General features: G+C 64.7%; 14 protein-coding genes. 5 read left to right on the top strand and 9 right to left on the bottom strand.

What is annotated here, in order from left to right:
- Positions 1–110: 110 nt before the first annotated feature.
- The 3 genes from KSS90_RS13575 to KSS90_RS13565 all read right to left on the bottom strand — a co-directional run bounded on the left by KSS90_RS13575 (position 111) and on the right by KSS90_RS13565 (position 2,524).
- Entirely contained in the window at positions 111–410 is a 300-nt protein-coding gene (locus tag KSS90_RS13575; protein ID WP_217865961.1) for a hypothetical protein, read from the bottom strand.
- Between the two features lie 108 nt (positions 411–518).
- Positions 519–1,871, bottom strand: coding sequence for a GntP family permease (locus KSS90_RS13570; RefSeq protein WP_038706074.1), 1,353 nt, complete (start codon positions 1,869–1,871; stop codon positions 519–521).
- 113 nt (positions 1,872–1,984) lie between these two features.
- On the bottom strand, positions 1,985–2,524 hold the full coding sequence (locus KSS90_RS13565) for a gluconokinase (RefSeq protein WP_217865960.1): 540 nt from the start codon (positions 2,522–2,524) through the stop codon (positions 1,985–1,987).
- A 208-nt stretch (positions 2,525–2,732) separates the two neighbouring features.
- On the opposite strand from KSS90_RS13565, the gene gnuR reads away from it, so the two are divergent.
- Positions 2,733–3,752: a transcriptional regulator GnuR gene (gnuR, locus tag KSS90_RS13560; RefSeq protein WP_217865959.1), complete on the top strand. Its 1,020-nt coding sequence runs from the start codon at positions 2,733–2,735 to the stop codon at positions 3,750–3,752.
- 69 nt (positions 3,753–3,821) lie between these two features.
- Here gnuR and KSS90_RS13555 read toward each other — a convergent pair whose 3' ends face one another.
- Together KSS90_RS13555 and KSS90_RS13550 are read right to left on the bottom strand one after the other, a co-directional pair.
- Positions 3,822–4,556: a hypothetical protein gene (locus KSS90_RS13555; RefSeq protein WP_217865958.1), complete on the bottom strand. Its 735-nt coding sequence runs from the start codon at positions 4,554–4,556 to the stop codon at positions 3,822–3,824.
- A 117-nt stretch (positions 4,557–4,673) separates the two neighbouring features.
- Positions 4,674–5,372, bottom strand: coding sequence for a pirin family protein (locus tag KSS90_RS13550; RefSeq protein ID WP_217865957.1), 699 nt, complete (start codon positions 5,370–5,372; stop codon positions 4,674–4,676).
- Between the two features lie 187 nt (positions 5,373–5,559).
- Here KSS90_RS13550 and KSS90_RS13545 point away from each other — a divergent pair, with 187 nt between their 5' ends.
- Both KSS90_RS13545 and KSS90_RS13540 read left to right on the top strand, forming a co-directional pair.
- On the top strand, positions 5,560–8,064 hold the full coding sequence (locus KSS90_RS13545; RefSeq protein ID WP_217865956.1) for a UvrD-helicase domain-containing protein: 2,505 nt from the start codon (positions 5,560–5,562) through the stop codon (positions 8,062–8,064).
- Between the two features lie 219 nt (positions 8,065–8,283).
- Positions 8,284–8,691: a VOC family protein gene (locus KSS90_RS13540; RefSeq protein ID WP_217865955.1), complete on the top strand. Its 408-nt coding sequence runs from the start codon at positions 8,284–8,286 to the stop codon at positions 8,689–8,691.
- Between the two features lie 3 nt (positions 8,692–8,694).
- On the opposite strand, the gene KSS90_RS13535 is transcribed toward KSS90_RS13540, so the two are convergent.
- Positions 8,695–9,069: an MmcQ/YjbR family DNA-binding protein gene (locus KSS90_RS13535; protein ID WP_217865954.1), complete on the bottom strand. Its 375-nt coding sequence runs from the start codon at positions 9,067–9,069 to the stop codon at positions 8,695–8,697.
- On the bottom strand, positions 9,062–9,964 hold the full coding sequence (locus KSS90_RS13530) for a LysR substrate-binding domain-containing protein (protein WP_217865953.1): 903 nt from the start codon (positions 9,962–9,964) through the stop codon (positions 9,062–9,064). Before KSS90_RS13530 ends, KSS90_RS13535 begins: the two co-directional genes overlap by 8 nt.
- A gap of 133 nt (positions 9,965–10,097) precedes the next feature.
- On the opposite strand from KSS90_RS13530, the gene KSS90_RS13525 reads away from it, so the two are divergent.
- Positions 10,098–10,709, top strand: coding sequence for an FMN-dependent NADH-azoreductase (locus KSS90_RS13525; protein WP_217865952.1), 612 nt, complete (start codon positions 10,098–10,100; stop codon positions 10,707–10,709).
- A 148-nt stretch (positions 10,710–10,857) separates the two neighbouring features.
- Positions 10,858–11,907 carry an alpha/beta hydrolase family protein gene (locus KSS90_RS13520; RefSeq protein WP_217865951.1) on the top strand — a complete coding sequence of 350 codons (1,050 nt, stop codon included), beginning with the start codon at positions 10,858–10,860 and terminating at the stop codon, positions 11,905–11,907.
- Here the strand turns inward: KSS90_RS13520 and KSS90_RS13515 are convergent.
- Both KSS90_RS13515 and KSS90_RS13510 read right to left on the bottom strand, forming a co-directional pair.
- Complete coding sequence (locus tag KSS90_RS13515) at positions 11,866–13,032, bottom strand: MFS transporter (RefSeq protein WP_217865950.1); 1,167 nt, start codon at positions 13,030–13,032, stop codon at positions 11,866–11,868. The two genes, KSS90_RS13520 and KSS90_RS13515, sit on opposite strands and share 42 nt — an antisense overlap.
- Positions 13,033–13,184: 152 nt before the next feature.
- Positions 13,185–14,771 (bottom strand): ABC-F family ATPase, encoded by a 1,587-nt coding sequence (locus KSS90_RS13510; RefSeq protein ID WP_023628643.1) that lies wholly within the window; start codon positions 14,769–14,771, stop codon positions 13,185–13,187.
- Positions 14,772–14,774: the final 3 nt, after the last annotated feature.

Here is a 14,774-nt window from a genome sequence, read left to right as displayed (position 1 = left end):
CTTGAGGGCGGCGCGGTCGGGTGGGAGCCGGCTTGCCGGCGATGGGCTTCACAGGCCGTCAGGCAGCGGGATTTTTTTGCTGTGCTGAGTAAAACCCGTTTTCACAAAGCTCAGGGCTTGCCGCCGTTGCCTGAGCCTGCGCCTTCACGCCCCATCCCCTCCGAGCCACTACCACCCATCCCCGGCAGATCACGATCATCGTTCTGCTCGGCTGGCGGACTGTCCGGGTCATTGCCCTTGATCCGCGGGTCGGTATCCCGTGGCATGGGCTTTTCGATCGGGTTGAGGGTGCTGTCCACGCCGGGCTTGGGCGCCGGGTTGTGCGGGTCGTCAGGGTAGGTGGCGCCGGTGCCGGCGGCGAAGGCCAGGGGCGAGGCGAGCAGGGCGGCAAGCAGGAAGGAACGTTTCATACGGGCAAGCTCCTTTGCGATGACAAGAAGTCGGCCCTGCCTGCGCAGGGCCTCGTTCTCATATGGGCCATGGCCCCATCAGCAAGGTGCCATTACGGCGACCAACGGTCACACCACCATCGATAGCAGCATGATGAAGATGATGCCGACCACCGAAAGGATGGTCTCCATCATGCTCCAGGTCTTGAAGGTCTCGGCCACGGTCATGTTGAAGTACTGCTTGACCAGCCAGAAACCGGCATCGTTGACGTGGGACAGGATCAGCGAGCCGGCGCCGGTGGCCAGCACCAGCAGCTCGCGGTTGACCCCCGGCACCAGGTCGATCACCGGGGCGACGATGCCGGCGCCGGTGATGGTGGCCACCGTAGCCGAGCCGGTGGCGATGCGGATCACCGCCGCCACCAGCCAGGCCAGCATGATCGGCGAGATCTCGGCCTGCACCGCCATCTGCCCGATCACGTTGCCCACGCCGGTGTCCACCAGCATCTGCTTGAAGCCGCCGCCGGCGCCGACGATCAGCACGATGGCTGCGGTGGGAGCCAGGCTCTGGTCGAGCATCTTCATGATCTGCTGGCGGTTGAAGCCACGGGCCGAACCGAAGGTATAGAAGGCCAGCAGCAGTGCGGCGAGCAGGGCGGTGATCGGGTGGCCGATCAGGTCCATCCACTGGCGCACGATGTGCTCGGCCGGCAGTACCACGTCGGCGAAGGTCTTGAGCAGCATCAGTACCACCGGCAGCAGCACGGTGATCAGGGTCACGCTGAAGCTTGGCAGGTTCTGCTGGTTCGACTCGCGGGCGATCTGATCCATCAGCTCCTGGGACGGGTTACCCGGGATGTAGCGCGAGATGAAGTTGCCGAACAGGGGGCCGGCGATCACCGCAGTGGGCAGGGCCACCAGCAGGCCATAGAAGATGGTCTTGCCGATATCGGCGTGGAAGATGCCGATCGCCAGCAGCGGCCCCGGGTGCGGCGGCACCAGGCCGTGTACCACCGACAGGCCTGCCAGCAGCGGGATGCCTATTTTCACCAGCGACACGCCGGAGCGGCGGGCGACGATGAACACCAACGGGATCAGCAGCACGAAGCCGATCTCGAAGAACAGCGGGATGCCCACCAGGAAGGCGGCGAACATCATCGCCCAATGCACCTTCTGCTTGCCGAAGGCGCGGATCAGGGTCTGGGCGATCTGGTCGGCGCCGCCGGAATCGGCCATCAGCTTGCCGAGCATGGTGCCCAGGGCCAGGACGATGCCGACGAACCCCAGTACACCACCGAAGCCGTCCTGGAACGATTTCATCACCTTGGCCACCGGCATGCCGGAGGTCAGGCCGAGAAAGCCCGCGGCTATGGTGAGGGCGACGAAGGGATGAACTTTGAAATGGGTGATCAGCAGGATGAGCCCGACGATGGTGACCAGTGCGTCGAGCAACAAGAAGGTATCGGTAGCCAGTCCGAACATGGTTCGTGAACCTCGGTCTTTTCGTTGTTGTTTTGGTGTCGCGTGTCTTGCGTCATTCAGCCTTCAGGGCCTGGAGACAGCGCTGTCTTTGGTGAGCCGGATAAACCGCCGGGTCAGGCAGTCCGCGCCAGCGCCCGCTCACCGCAAGGCTTTAGCCATTGGTGTACGTCCTCGGCCAGCGTGGTCAGCGGGCGGGTGGCGTCCAGGGCCAGGGTCAGCGGCTCTGCGTGTGGGGGCTCGAGCGCGGCGAACTGGCTGTCGATCAGACTGGCCGGCATGAAGTGGCCGGGGCGCGCCAGCACGCGCTTCTCGGCTTCCTGCGGGGTCAGTTCGAGGAACACGAAGCACAGCTCGGGCACGGCCTGGCGCAGGGTGTCCCGATACCGGCGTTTAAGGGCCGAGCAGGTGAGAATGGGGCGCTCGCCGGCGGCGAGGGTGGCTTGCAGCTCCTGGCCAAGGCGTACCAGCCAGCCGGCACGGTCGTCGTCGTTCAGGGGAATGCCGGCACTCATCTTGGCGATGTTGGCGGCGGGGTGGAAGGCATCGCCTTCGATCAGGCGGCCGCCGCTGCGGGTGGCAATGGCGGCGCCGACGCTGCTTTTACCGCAGCCGGCCACGCCCATGACCACGATCGCGGACAGGGAAGGGTTCATCTGTACCTCCTGCTGGGTGAGATAGCGCTGTCTTGGTCGGGACGAACCAGAAGCCATTGCGCCACCCTCCCGGGTGTTATTGATCTTGTCTTTGGCAGTATGGACGCTGAACGCATGCCTGCTACCAAGATTGCATTGCCTGCATTCAGAGACAGCGCTACCTTAGTGACCGTTCCCCATTCCTGCAAGCGGTAAAATTACAACACTCATGTCCCGCACTGGCTCGCGTACCACTGGTCGTCCCACCCTGGCGGAAGTCGCCAGGCTTTCCGGGGTTTCCCCCATCACCGCCTCCCGCGCCCTGCGTGGCGTCAGCACGGTCGCGCCGGAGCTGGCGCAGAAGGTCATGGCCGCGGCGGCGACCCTCGGCTATGTCGCCAACCCGGCGGCCCGTGCCCTGGCGTCGGCACGCAGCCAGTCGGTGGTGGTGTTGATCCCCTCGCTGTCCAACCAGCTGTTCATCGATACCCTCGAGGCCATCCACGAGGTGATGCGGCCCCGTGGCCTGGAAGTGCTGATCGGCAACTACCACTACGATATCGCCGAGGAAGAGAACCTCATTCGCAACTACCTGGCCTACCAGCCGTGCGGCATGCTGCTCACCGGCTTCGAGCGCAGCGAGGCCTCGCGGCAGATGCTCGCCGCCAGCCAGGTGCCCTGTGTACACATGATGGAGCTAGGCGGCGAGGACGATGCCTTGTCGGTGGGATTCTCCCAGCACGCGGCCGGGCGCGCAGCGGCGCGGCACCTGATCGAGCGTGGCCGCCGACGCCTGGGGTTCATCGCCGCGCAGCTCGACCCACGGGTGATGCAGCGTGCCGAGGGCTTCCGCCAAGCCCTCGCCGAGGCTGGTCTGCAAGCCGCCGAGCTTGAAGTGCTCGACCCGCAACCCTCGTCCATCGGCCTGGGCGGCACACTGTTCAGCCGCCTGCTGGCCCGGGCGCCGGATGTCGATGGCATCTTCTTCTGCAACGACGACCTGGCCCAGGGCGCGGTGCTGCAGGCTCTGCGCGAAGGCATCGAAGTGCCACGCAGGGTGGCGATGGTCGGCTTCAATGACCTGCCGGCCTCGGCGCACATGGTCCCGCGCCTGACTTCGATCCGTACCCCGCGTGCGGCGGTTGGCCGTGGCGCAGCGCAGGCGCTGCTGGCGTTGCTCGATGGCAAGCGGGTGGCCGCCGGGCAGCAGGACCTGGGGTTCGAACTGATGGTGAGGGAAAGCTCCTGATCTGTCACAGGCGTCGTATGCACTTGCCAGTGCAACCAGCCGCTCACTCAGGTGATTAGCGGGCGAGGGTCACTGCACTGGCAGGAAGTTCATCAATAGCAGGCTTTGCGCATAGTTCAGGCCGATCCGCCGATAACGTTCGTCGAGCATCTGTGTCAGCAGATCCAGGCGGGCGACCACTTTGCCGAACTCCACCGCGAAACTCAGATTGCTGCCTTGCTCGGAGATCTCGTTGGAAAACAGCAGGAGCACGCCATTGGCGTCCTGGCGCTGACCGAGCATCCAGGTGGCCTTCTCGATATTGCGCGCTGCGTTGTAAATGAACAGCGGGTCGAGGGTATCGGTCATGTAGAATTCGGTGCGCCCGCCGTGGGCGGTGACCAGCATGCTGCCGATGGCGTAGATGAATGCGCCCACCCGGTCGCCGCGAAACTCCGGGCTCAAGGCATAGCTCAAGGCGGCCAGGTCACGCCGCTCACCCAGTTGCGCCAGCGGTTGGCGCTGCTCGATGGCAATGCGGATCTGCCGCGCCGCCGTGGTGGCGTCGAGGTAACCCGATTGCCGCCACTGGTTGGGGTTGCGCAGGTACAGCTTGTTCATCAGCAGGTACAGGCTTTGCAGGTTATCGCGCATGGCCAGGGTGGCCATGCGGTCGACACTGGTCTGGAACAGCTCGTCGGGCTTGCCATTGCCGAACTGGGTGAGCATGTCGCGGCCCTGCTGCTGGGTGCATGCGACCAGGCAGGCCAGGCTGCTGACAATCAGCAGTTGGCGAGGAAACGGAAGGCGTTTTCGTACGGCCATCGGCACCGGTTGGAAAAGTCGGCCCCACCGGGGATCGGCGGGACCTGGCCATGCATAGAGCGCACAAACGCGAAAAAGTGCGATGTCGACCTGCGCCGGCAAGCCGGGCGAGGTCGATCAGGCCACATCGACCAGCACGATTTCGCTGTCTTCCAGCGCCGTTACTTTGAGCAGCGTTTCCTGCTCGATTGCCACCCCGTCACGGGCCTTGGCCTGCAAGCCGTTCACCTCGATCCGCCCCTTGGCCGGTACCAGGTAGCCGCGGCGGCCCTCATCGAGACGGTACTCGGCGCTTTCACCGGCGCGCAGGGTCGCGGCCACCAGGCGGGCGTCGGTGCGGATGCGCAGGCTGTCTTTATCGCCTTCGCGGCCACTGGCCAGGGTCACGAAGCCCTCGCCGCGCTCACCTTTGGGGAAGGGACGGGTACCCCAGGATGGCGCGTCGCCGACATTCTCCGGGACGATCCAGATCTGGAAAATCCGCGTGTCGACCTTCTCCAGGTTGTACTCGCTGTGGACGATACCGCTGCCAGCGCTCATGACCTGTACGTCGCCGGCCTCGGTCCGGCCCTTGTTGCCCAGGCTGTCCTGATGGGTGATGGCGCCTTCGCGAACATAGGTGATGATTTCCATGTCACGGTGCGGGTGCGGTGGGAAGCCTGCACCGGCGGCGATCAGGTCGTCGTTCCATACACGCAGGTTGCCCCAGTGCATGCGTGCCGGGTCATGGTACTCGGCGAAGGAGAAGTGATGATGGGCGTCCAGCCAACCGTGGTTGGCGTGGCCAAGGCCTTCGAAAGGTCGCAGTTGCAGCATGGTGATGCTCCTCTGATTCGGTGGAATGAGGGCATGATGCGCGGGTTAAATATCGATAAAAAGCGTAAATATCGGCTTGATAATATCAACTTGTTCGATATCTATTTGTGCGATTCCGCATGCGGTTCATCGCCTAATCCCATGATCCATAAGCATTCGCTGGCACTTTTACGCGGATGAGGCGAACATGCCGGCTGTTCTGATTTTCAATGGAGTGACCGTGCCGCACGAGCATCCCCAGGCCCCGGCCGACCTGACCCCACCCGCCCAATTGCCTTGGCTGCGCCGCCTGGCGGCGCGCGTCTTGGGACGAGGTCTATCGCGTCTGCAGGCGCAGCATCGCGACTCCTGGTTCCTTGGCCATGCCACGGGGCAACGCAACGGCCATGCCGATGGCCTGCGTGAAGGTTATGAGCGGGGTCGGGTCGATGGCTACGAGGCCGGGCGCCAGGTCCTGGTGATCCGCGATACCCGCCCGGAGAGTGCCGGTGTGCCGGGGCAGGACGACAACCTGTTCGACGACTGGCGCCTGGCATTGACCACCGAGCTGAAAAAGCGCTTCAAGGCCGATGTCGCCAAGCGCCTGCCGGCCGAGGCGCAGCCGAGCGCGGCGCAATGGAAGCTGATCTTCAGCGACACGCCCTCGACCTGCGTGGTGGCTGGCGCCGGTGCCGGCAAGTCGACCTCGCTGGTGCTGCGCATCCTGTTGCTGCGCCACTACCTGGGTTTCGAGCTCGATGCGCTGACCGTTGTGACCTTCACCCGCGAGTCACGCCGTGATTTCATCCAGCGCCTGCTGCAGGTGTTCGCCCTGTGGCAGCTCGAACTGTCGCCCGCACAGGGGCGTGAGCTGGTGCGCACCTTCCATTCACGCATCCTGCCGCTGGTGCGCAGCCTGCCGGGCTTTGCCCAGGTACGGGCGTTCGAGACCCTGGGCAATGAGATGCCCGCGGGCGGCGAGGCGAACGCTGACAGCAACCCGTTCGACCTGCGCCTGAACGATGCCCAGCGCCAGCAGCTCAACCAGTGTTACAGCGACCTGCTGGGCCAGAACCCCCGCTTTGCCCAATTGGTCGGTGCGTTGCGCCAGGAAGCACTGCTGCTCAAGCCGATGGATCCGGATCATCCGGATGTGCAGAAGCGCGTGCAGGTAACCCAGCTGGCCGCCCAGCGCGACGAGGAACTGTGCGATGTGATCGAGGACCTGTGGTTCGCCGCCGGTGCCTGGCCGATCAAGGGCATCGAGCCGTGCCGCGACACGGTACAAATCCGCGGCAGCCGTTTTCATGTGCATGGCCGCCTGGAAGGGCTGGACGCCTGGGTGGTACTGGGTTTCGATCCGTCCGAAAGTGCCCAGTATCAGCGCCCGGGAGCCAAGCTGGCCGTGCGCGCGGAGTGGGCGGTAAAGCGCACTCTGTTTCAAGCTTTCTGCGATAAGCCTCTGATATGGCTTGATAACTATGCTTCTACAAAGCGGCTTGCAACGTCCTTGGCGGGGAATGCCGTGGCAGGCCCGGGCTTCGAGTACAAGGTTAAAGGCGAATTGGCCTCGGCGCCCTTGCTCGACGCCTTCGTCACCGCCGCGAGCTTCATCGAGAACCTTGGCTTGGACGTCAACAGTGCCGTCGCCGCCATGAGCTTCCCGTCCGGCGACAGCGATGCAGCGTTCTTCGAGGCTTTGGCACTGTTCTGGAAGGCGTTGGAAGCGCACCTGTTGGCCCAGTCGCCGCCGGTGATGACCTATAACCGCATGTTCGCCCTGTTCGGTGAGAACAACCCGGAGAACCTCAGGTTGCTACCCGATCCTTTGCTGCGCCCGCTGGCGCACTTGATGATCGACGAATTCCAGGACGTCTCGCCGCAGATCGTCAGTTGGTTGCGCGCCTGCCTGGCCGAGATCCGCCGCCGTGGGCCGGCCATGCACAATGGGCGCCTGGCGCAGCATTCGTCGCTGATGTGCGTTGGCGATGACTGGCAGTCGATCTACGGTTGGCGCGGCAGCTCACCGAAATACTTCATGGAGTTCACCAAGGCCTTCCCGTCACCGGCCAACACTCGGGTGATGCTGGTGGAAAACTACCGCAGCCAGCAGCACATCATCGATGCCGCCGAGCACCTGGTAAAAAGCGCGCCGGCCATCACCGGCAAGAAGGCCAGGGCCAGCGGACTGGCGGCTGAGCTGCCGCTGTCGCCAGTGAGGGTCTTCGACCGGGATGAGTCGGCATTGGCCGAGACGTTGATCGAGCACTATCAGCGTGGCGAGTCAGTCATGATGTTGTTTCGAAAAACAAGCGATAAGTTATTGATTGAAAAGTATTTAGAGTCAATTGTTAAAGTGGATTCTAGCTTGCCGCCCGGCCAACGCCGCCTGCGCCAGCTGACCTACCACAGTGCCAAGGGGCTGCAGGCCGATGCGGTGTTCATGCTCGGCGATTGCCAGTACCTGACCAGTTCGCCTTACAAAAACCAGGTCTACCGCCTCGCAGGTCTCGGCAAGCCAGGCGACGCTCAGGCGTTCGACACAGCGCAGAAGGAAGAGGTACAGCGCCTGGCCTATGTGGCGGTGACGCGGGCAATCCGGCATTGCTACTGGCATGTGGAAAAGGCCAGCGGCGAGGCCGCCGGGCAGCCTCGCGCGTCGAGCCAGGTGCAGGGGCGTCAGGCCTTCTTCGAAGACTTGCGGGGCCAATAGAGCAGCTATCTGATCGGCGAAGGTGCGGGCCGCTTGCCGGCGAGGGTCGATGCGCTCCATGGCTGGTGCAGGGAACGGGGCAATTGCTGACGTGCCAGCGGCCGTCCGACCCACGACAGCCGCGGCGCTCCCGCCGTCGTTGATTGACGCCAATGGCCTAAGGCGACTTTCTAGGGCCGCTGCTATGGTCTAGGCAAAGCCTGAACGTGGAGCATCGCCATGCCAGCTTTCGCCATCTTGCATATCGACCATATCGTTCTGCGTGTCAGTGATCTGACGCGCAGCCTGGCCTTCTATCACGAGCTGCTCGGCTGTCCGGTGCGCAAGCGCCGAGACACGTTGGGTATGATCCACCTGGGCGCGGGCGACGGTCTTATCGACCTGGTGGCCGTGAATGGACCGCTGGGCCGCGAGGGTGACCAGGGGCCTGGCCACAACATGGATCACTTCTGTCTGCGCATCGAGCCGTTCGACGCGCAGGCGCTTGGCGTAATGCTGCGCGAGGCCGGTGTCAGGGTGGAAGCCGCCGAGAAACGTTACGGTGCCGAGGGCGAGGGGCTATCGTTGTACTGCTTCGACCCGGACGGCAACCGGGTCGAGCTCAAGGGGCCGCCATTGCCCGGCTGAGACTTATTCGTCGCTCGACCCAAGCAGCAACCCGGCCTGCTGGCGCCTGGGCAGGCGGCGAACCACCAGTTGGTGCGAGCGGCGCAGTAGATCGCTCAACTCGTCGCGGCCCATGGGATAGGGCGGCAGCATGCTGATCCACTTCGCCCGCGCCAGGTAGGGTGCCGGGCGTACCCCAGGGCGGTCGCAATAGCCCAGGAACAGCTCGTCGGCGACTTTGAACGACAGGCCCGCGCCGCCCAGGTCCTGCACGGCGAACATCTTGTTGCCGGCCACCGAGAACACCCGGATGCCGCCCCACTTGTAGTCTTCCTGTGCCCCCGGCAGGGCCAGGCACAGCGCCGCCACTTGCTCCTCGGACATCCTTTTCTCAGACATAACGCTCTCCACAGGCCTCGAACGAGGTCGCCAGATGATCAATCCAGGCCCGTACCGCCGGCAGCAGGCCGCGCCGATGCGGGTAGACCGCCTGCAGGTAGCCTCCAGGCAGCGACCAGTCTGGCAGCAGGCGCACCAGTTCGCCACGGGCCAGTTCCTCCTCGCAGAACATCGACGGCAGGGCGGTGAAACCCAGGCCGGCGCGTACCGCGGCATTGCGCACGACGAAGTCGTCGATGGCCAGGCGCGGCTCCAGGGCGACCTCCTCCTGCCGGTCGTTGGGGCCATGCAGGCGAAAATGCACCAGCCGGTCGGCCTCGGCCGCGCCCAACACCGGCAGGGTCGCCAGTTGCGCGGGCTCGCGGATATGGTCGGCAAACCCTGGTGCGGCCACCAGTTGCATCTGCGCCTGGCGCAGGCGCCGGGTGACCAGGGCCGGATCTTCATCGCCCAGGTCACGCACGCGCAGGGCCACGTCGATGCCTTCGGAGATCAGGTCGACCCGGCGGTTGAGCAGCACCATGTCCAATTGCACCAAGGGGTACTGGGCGAGGAAGCGGCTGATGATATCCGGCAGGAATGCATGGGCCAGGGCGACGGGGCAAGATACGCGCAGCCGGCCACGAGGCTCGCTGGACATGCTGGCCACCACTTCGTCGGCCATCTCCGCCTCCAGCAGCATGGCCTGGCAATGGCTCAGGTAGCGCTCGCCCACGGCGGTCAGCTTGAGTTGCCGGGTGGTGCGCTGCAGCAGGCGCGTGCCAAGGCGTTCCTCCAGCTCGGCGATGCGCCGCGACAGGCGCGACTTGGGGATGCCCAGCTGGCGCCCGGCGGCAGCGAAGCCACCGGCTTCGACTACTTGGGCGAAGTAGAAGAGGTCGTTGAGGTCTTGCATTTGGCAGTCTCATTGTTCCATCAGTGGAACAAACTAACGCATTTTTGCCGACTTATCAGCTATTCGATGTGCCGATAGGATTCTCTCCATCGTGATCGCCCACCGCCGCGGTCTTCATTCACAGGAGAGTCCCATGAAACTGTTGCATATCGATTCGAGCATCCTGGGCGACAATTCCGCCTCCCGCCAACTGAGCCGCGAAGTGGTCGAGGCCTGGAAGGCCGCCGACCCGAGCATCGAGGTGGTCTACCGCGACCTGGCCAGCGACGCCATCAGCCACTTCTCCGCCGCCACCCTGGTGGCTGCCGGTACCCCCGAGGAAATGCGCGATGCCGCCCAGGCCCATGAAGCCAAGCTCAGTGCCGAGACTCTGGCAGAATTCCTCGCCGCCGACGCGGTGGTGATCGGTGCGCCGATGTACAACTTCACCGTGCCGACCCAGCTCAAGGCCTGGATCGACCGCGTGGCGGTAGCTGGCCAGACCTTCCGCTACACCGAAGCCGGGCCGGAAGGCCTGTGCGGTGACAAGAAAGTGATCCTGGTGTCCACCGCCGGTGGCCTGCACCAGGGCCAGCCGACCGGTGTCGGCCATGAGGACTTCCTCAAGGTGTTCCTCGGCTTCATCGGCATCACCGACCTGGAAATTGTCCGCGCCCATGGCCTGGCCTACGGCCCGGAGCACCGCGCCAAGGCCATCGATGCCGCCCAGGCACAGATTGCAGGTGAGCTGTTCGCCGCTGCCTGATCGTTGCCATCGACGCAAAGCCGGCTGTCGCCTCGTGCGCCAGCCGGCTTTTTTCATCCAGTTTTCATCTGCCGTCAGCGAGCCGGGTTCTATGCTGGCATCCATACCCGTGTACCGCGCAGTGCCTTGAACCTGGGAGCGCCCTGCGATGAAGCGAAGCTGCCTGCTGATGGCGCTATTCCTGCTGGGCGGCCTGTTGGCCCGCGCCGATGCAGCGCCGTGGGTGGCCGGATTGCACCGGCTGACCCTGGTCGACCCGGTGGACGCCAAGCCCATGCAGGCCCTGGCGTTCTACCCCTCCAGCGGCGAGGCGCACCCGGTGCGCATCGAGGGCTACCAGACCCGTGTCGCCGAAGAGGCACCGGTAGCCATGGGCCAGTTCCCGCTGCTGGTGATCTCCCATGGAAACACCGGCAGCCCAATGGCCCTGCATGACCTGGCCAACGGCCTGGCTCGACAGGGCTTCGTGGTGGTGGCGGTGGTCCATCCCGGCGACAACAACCGCGACCATAGCCGCCTGGGCACCCTCAGCAACCTCTATGGCCGGCCGCTGCAGATCAGCGCCGCGATTACCGCGGCACGAAACGACAGGCTGCTCGCGCCGTACCTGAATGATGGCAAGGTCGGGGTGATTGGCTACTCCGCCGGTGGCGAAACCGCGCTGATCCTTTCTGGCGCGCGGCCCGACCTCGAACGCCTGCGCCGCTACTGCGAGCAACGCCCCGGTGACGCCGACGCCTGCAAGACCCATGGCGTACTGATCGCCGACCACAGTGAACTGGCGCCCCGCGCCGACGCCAGGGTAGGCGCGGTGATGCTGATGGCACCGTTGAGCCTGATGTTCGGTCGCCACGCCCTGGCCGGCGTGCAGGTGCCGGCGCTGATCTACAGCGGCGACAACGACCAGTTGCTGGCCCTGGAGCACAACGCCGACGCCCTGGCGCGCAAGCTGCCGGTTACGCCTGATTACCGCCTGTTGGCCGGTGCCGGGCACTTCGTGTTCATGGCCCCCTGCGACGACGAGCAACACCTGCGCATGCCGGTGCTGTGCAAGGACGCCGAGGGTGTCGACCGCCGGCATATCCATCGCTCGCTGCGTAGCGAGACTGCGGCCTTCTTCAGCCAGGCATTGGGCGCGCCGGAGCCCGCCGAACGTTCAGCCGCGGCGGGCCAGCAGCAGGATCAAGCCCACCCCTGACAAGGCGAGCAGGGCGGCGACGGCGAAAATCGAGGCATAGCCCAGGTGTACCGCCACCGCGCCCATCACCGGGCCGGCAATGGCCAGCGCCAGGTCGAAGAACACCGCGTAGGCGCCCAGGCCGGCGCCACGGCTGCTGCTGGGCACCTGGCGGATCGCCTCGACACCCAGGGCTGGATACACCAGCGACAGGCCAAAGCCGGTCAGTCCGGCGCCGAGCATCGCCCACAAAGGCGAGGGCGCCAGCCACAGCAAGCTCAAGCCCAGTACCTCGGTGGCCATGCAGGCGATGGCCACGTTGTAGCCGCCGAAGCGGTTGACCGCGTTGACGAACAGCAGCCGAGAGAGGATGAAGCACAGACCGAAGGCACTCAGGCACCAGGCTGCGCCAATCCAGCCGCGCTCGAGGTAGTAGAGGGTGACGAAGGTGGTCAGGGTGCCGTAGCCGATAGACGCCAGGGTCAGCCCCATGCCGCAGGGTGCCACGCGGCCAAACGCCGACCAGAACGGCAACCGTTCACCGCCGGCTATCACGACCTCAGGGCGCGTGCGCAGCACCAAAAGGGCCGATAGCGCCAGCACCAACAGTGCCGCTCCGAGCACGGCAAAGCTCAAACCATCCACCAGCAGCACGCCGGCCGGCGCACCGATTGCGATGGCGCCGTAAGAGGCGACGCCGTTCCAGGAAATGACCCGGGCGGTATGCTCCGCCCCCACCTGACCGATCCCCCAGCTCAAGGTTGCGACACCGATCAGCCCCTGGGCGATGCCCAGCAGCAGTCTGCCGCCCAGCAGCAGCGCCAGGCTCAGCCAGGGCAGGGCGAGGGTCCAGGCCGACAGCAGGGTGAGCACGCCGCAGCCGGCAATGCCGTACAGACCATAGCGGATGGCGCGCTTGCCGCCCAAGGTGTCCGCGACCCGCCCCGCAAAGGGCCGGCTGAGCAGGGTGGCCAGGTATTGCAGGCCGATGGTCAGGCCAGCGATTACCGCACCGAAGCCCAGCTGATCATGCACGTGGCCAGGCAGCACCGCGATCGGCAGGCCGATGCAGAGGAACGCGATGAAGGTGTAGAGGACGATCGAGAGGATCTGCAGGGTGACGCTGGAGGCGTGTGGCGCGGTCATGGGCTCGTTCGCGGGCGGGCGGTGGGCTGTGCCCATCATGGCTGCCGCGCGAGGGAAAAGGAAGCAGGCTAACTAATTAAACGCATCGCGGGGCAAGGCGTATCGGCGTACCGATGCGACTTGCCCCGCGATGATGGTTGCTCAGCGCTTGGTCAGACCACTACACCCTGGCTGCGCAGGTAGTCGTCATAGGTGCCGCTGAAGTCCACCACGCCTTCGGGCGTCAGCTCGATGATGCGGGTGGCCAGCGACGACACGAACTCACGGTCGTGACTGACGAACAGCAGGGTGCCCGGGTAGTTTTCCAGCGCCAGGTTCAGCGCCTCGATCGATTCCATGTCCAGGTGGTTGGTCGGTTCGTCCATCACCAGTACGTTGGGCTTTTGCAGGATCAGCTTGCCGAACAGCATGCGGCCCTGTTCACCACCGGAGATCACCTTCACCGACTTGAGGATCTCGTCGTTGGAGAACAGCATGCGCCCCAGGGTACCGCGGATCACCTGCTCACCGCTGGTCCACTGGCCCATCCAGTCGAACAGCGTCACGTCGTCCTCGAAATCGTGGGCGTGGTCCTGGGCGTAGTAGCCCACTTCGGCGCTATCGGTCCACTTCACCGCGCCGGCGTCCGGCTTCATTTCGCCGACCAGGGTGCGCAGCAGGGTGGTCTTGCCGATACCGTTGGGGCCAATGATCGCCACGCGCTCGCCGGCTTCGATGGTGAAACTGAAGTCCTTGAACAGCACCTTGTCGTCGAAGGCCTTGGCCATTTTCTCGACGATCACCGCCTGGCGGTGCAGCTTTTTTGTCTGCTCGAAGCGGATGAACGGGCTGACACGGCTCGATGGCTTGACCTCGGCCAGCTGGATCTTGTCGATCTGCTTGGCGCGCGAGGTGGCCTGCTTGGCCTTGGAGGCGTTGGCCGAGAAGCGGCTGACGAAGGTCTGCAGCTCGGCGATCTGGGCTTTCTTCTTGGCGTTGTCCGACAGCAGTTGCTCGCGCGACTGGGTGGCCGCGGTCATGTACTCGTCATAGTTGCCCGGGAACAGGCGCAGTTCGCCGTAGTCCAGGTCGGCCATGTGGGTGCAGACGCTGTTGAGGAAGTGACGGTCGTGGGAAATGATGATCATGGTGCTGTTGCGCGCCGTGAGGATCGTTTCCAGCCAGCGGATGGTGTTGATGTCCAGGTGGTTGGTCGGTTCGTCGAGCAGCAGTACGTCCGGGTCGGAGAACAGCGCCTGGGCCAGCAGCACGCGCAGCTTCCAGCCTGGCGCCACTTCACTCATCGGGCCGAAGTGCTGTTCCAGGGGAATGCCCAGGCCCAGCAGCAGCTCGCCGGCGCGCGATTCGGCGGTGTAGCCGTCCATCTCGGCGAACTCGGTCTCCAGCTCGGCGACGGCCATGCCGTCTTCCTCGGTCATTTCCGGCAGCGAGTAGATGCGATCGCGCTCGGCCTTGACCTTCCACAGCTGCTCGTGGCCCATGATCACGGTGTCGATCACGGTGAATTCTTCATAGGCGAACTGGTCCTGGCGCAGCTTGCCCAGGCGGGTGTTGGGCTCGAGCATCACCTGGCCGCCGGACGGCTCCAGGTCACCGCCGAGGATCTTCATGAAGGTCGACTTGCCGCAACCGTTGGCGCCGATCAGGCCGTAGCGGTTGCCGTTGTTGAATTTGACCGAGACGTTTTCGAATAGGGGCTTGGAGCCGAACTGCATGGTGATGTTGGCGGTAGAAATCAAGTG

It is taken from the genome of Pseudomonas maumuensis (genome assembly GCF_019139675.1).
GTDB classification, from domain to species: Bacteria; Pseudomonadota; Gammaproteobacteria; order Pseudomonadales; family Pseudomonadaceae; genus Aquipseudomonas; species Aquipseudomonas maumuensis.
Note: the sequence above shows the minus strand (reverse complement) of the source record. Positions and strands in the feature narration are given on the sequence as shown.

Excerpts from the sequence above, each read along its gene's own strand:
- KSS90_RS13575 (WP_217865961.1), bottom strand. The coding sequence starts at position 410 with ATGAAACGTTCCTTCCTGCTTGCCGCCCTGCTCGCCTCGCCCCTGGCC.
- KSS90_RS13570 (WP_038706074.1), bottom strand. The coding sequence starts at position 1,871 with ATGTTCGGACTGGCTACCGATACCTTCTTGTTGCTCGACGCACTGGTC.
- KSS90_RS13565 (WP_217865960.1), bottom strand. The coding sequence starts at position 2,524 with ATGAACCCTTCCCTGTCCGCGATCGTGGTCATGGGCGTGGCCGGCTGC.
- gnuR (WP_217865959.1), top strand. The coding sequence starts at position 2,733 with ATGTCCCGCACTGGCTCGCGTACCACTGGTCGTCCCACCCTGGCGGAA.
- KSS90_RS13555 (WP_217865958.1), bottom strand. The coding sequence starts at position 4,556 with ATGGCCGTACGAAAACGCCTTCCGTTTCCTCGCCAACTGCTGATTGTC.
- KSS90_RS13550 (WP_217865957.1), bottom strand. The coding sequence starts at position 5,372 with ATGCTGCAACTGCGACCTTTCGAAGGCCTTGGCCACGCCAACCACGGT.
- KSS90_RS13545 (WP_217865956.1), top strand. The coding sequence starts at position 5,560 with ATGCCGGCTGTTCTGATTTTCAATGGAGTGACCGTGCCGCACGAGCAT.
- KSS90_RS13540 (WP_217865955.1), top strand. The coding sequence starts at position 8,284 with ATGCCAGCTTTCGCCATCTTGCATATCGACCATATCGTTCTGCGTGTC.
- KSS90_RS13535 (WP_217865954.1), bottom strand. The coding sequence starts at position 9,069 with ATGTCTGAGAAAAGGATGTCCGAGGAGCAAGTGGCGGCGCTGTGCCTG.
- KSS90_RS13530 (WP_217865953.1), bottom strand. The coding sequence starts at position 9,964 with ATGCAAGACCTCAACGACCTCTTCTACTTCGCCCAAGTAGTCGAAGCC.
- KSS90_RS13525 (WP_217865952.1), top strand. The coding sequence starts at position 10,098 with ATGAAACTGTTGCATATCGATTCGAGCATCCTGGGCGACAATTCCGCC.
- KSS90_RS13520 (WP_217865951.1), top strand. The coding sequence starts at position 10,858 with ATGAAGCGAAGCTGCCTGCTGATGGCGCTATTCCTGCTGGGCGGCCTG.
- KSS90_RS13515 (WP_217865950.1), bottom strand. The coding sequence starts at position 13,032 with ATGACCGCGCCACACGCCTCCAGCGTCACCCTGCAGATCCTCTCGATC.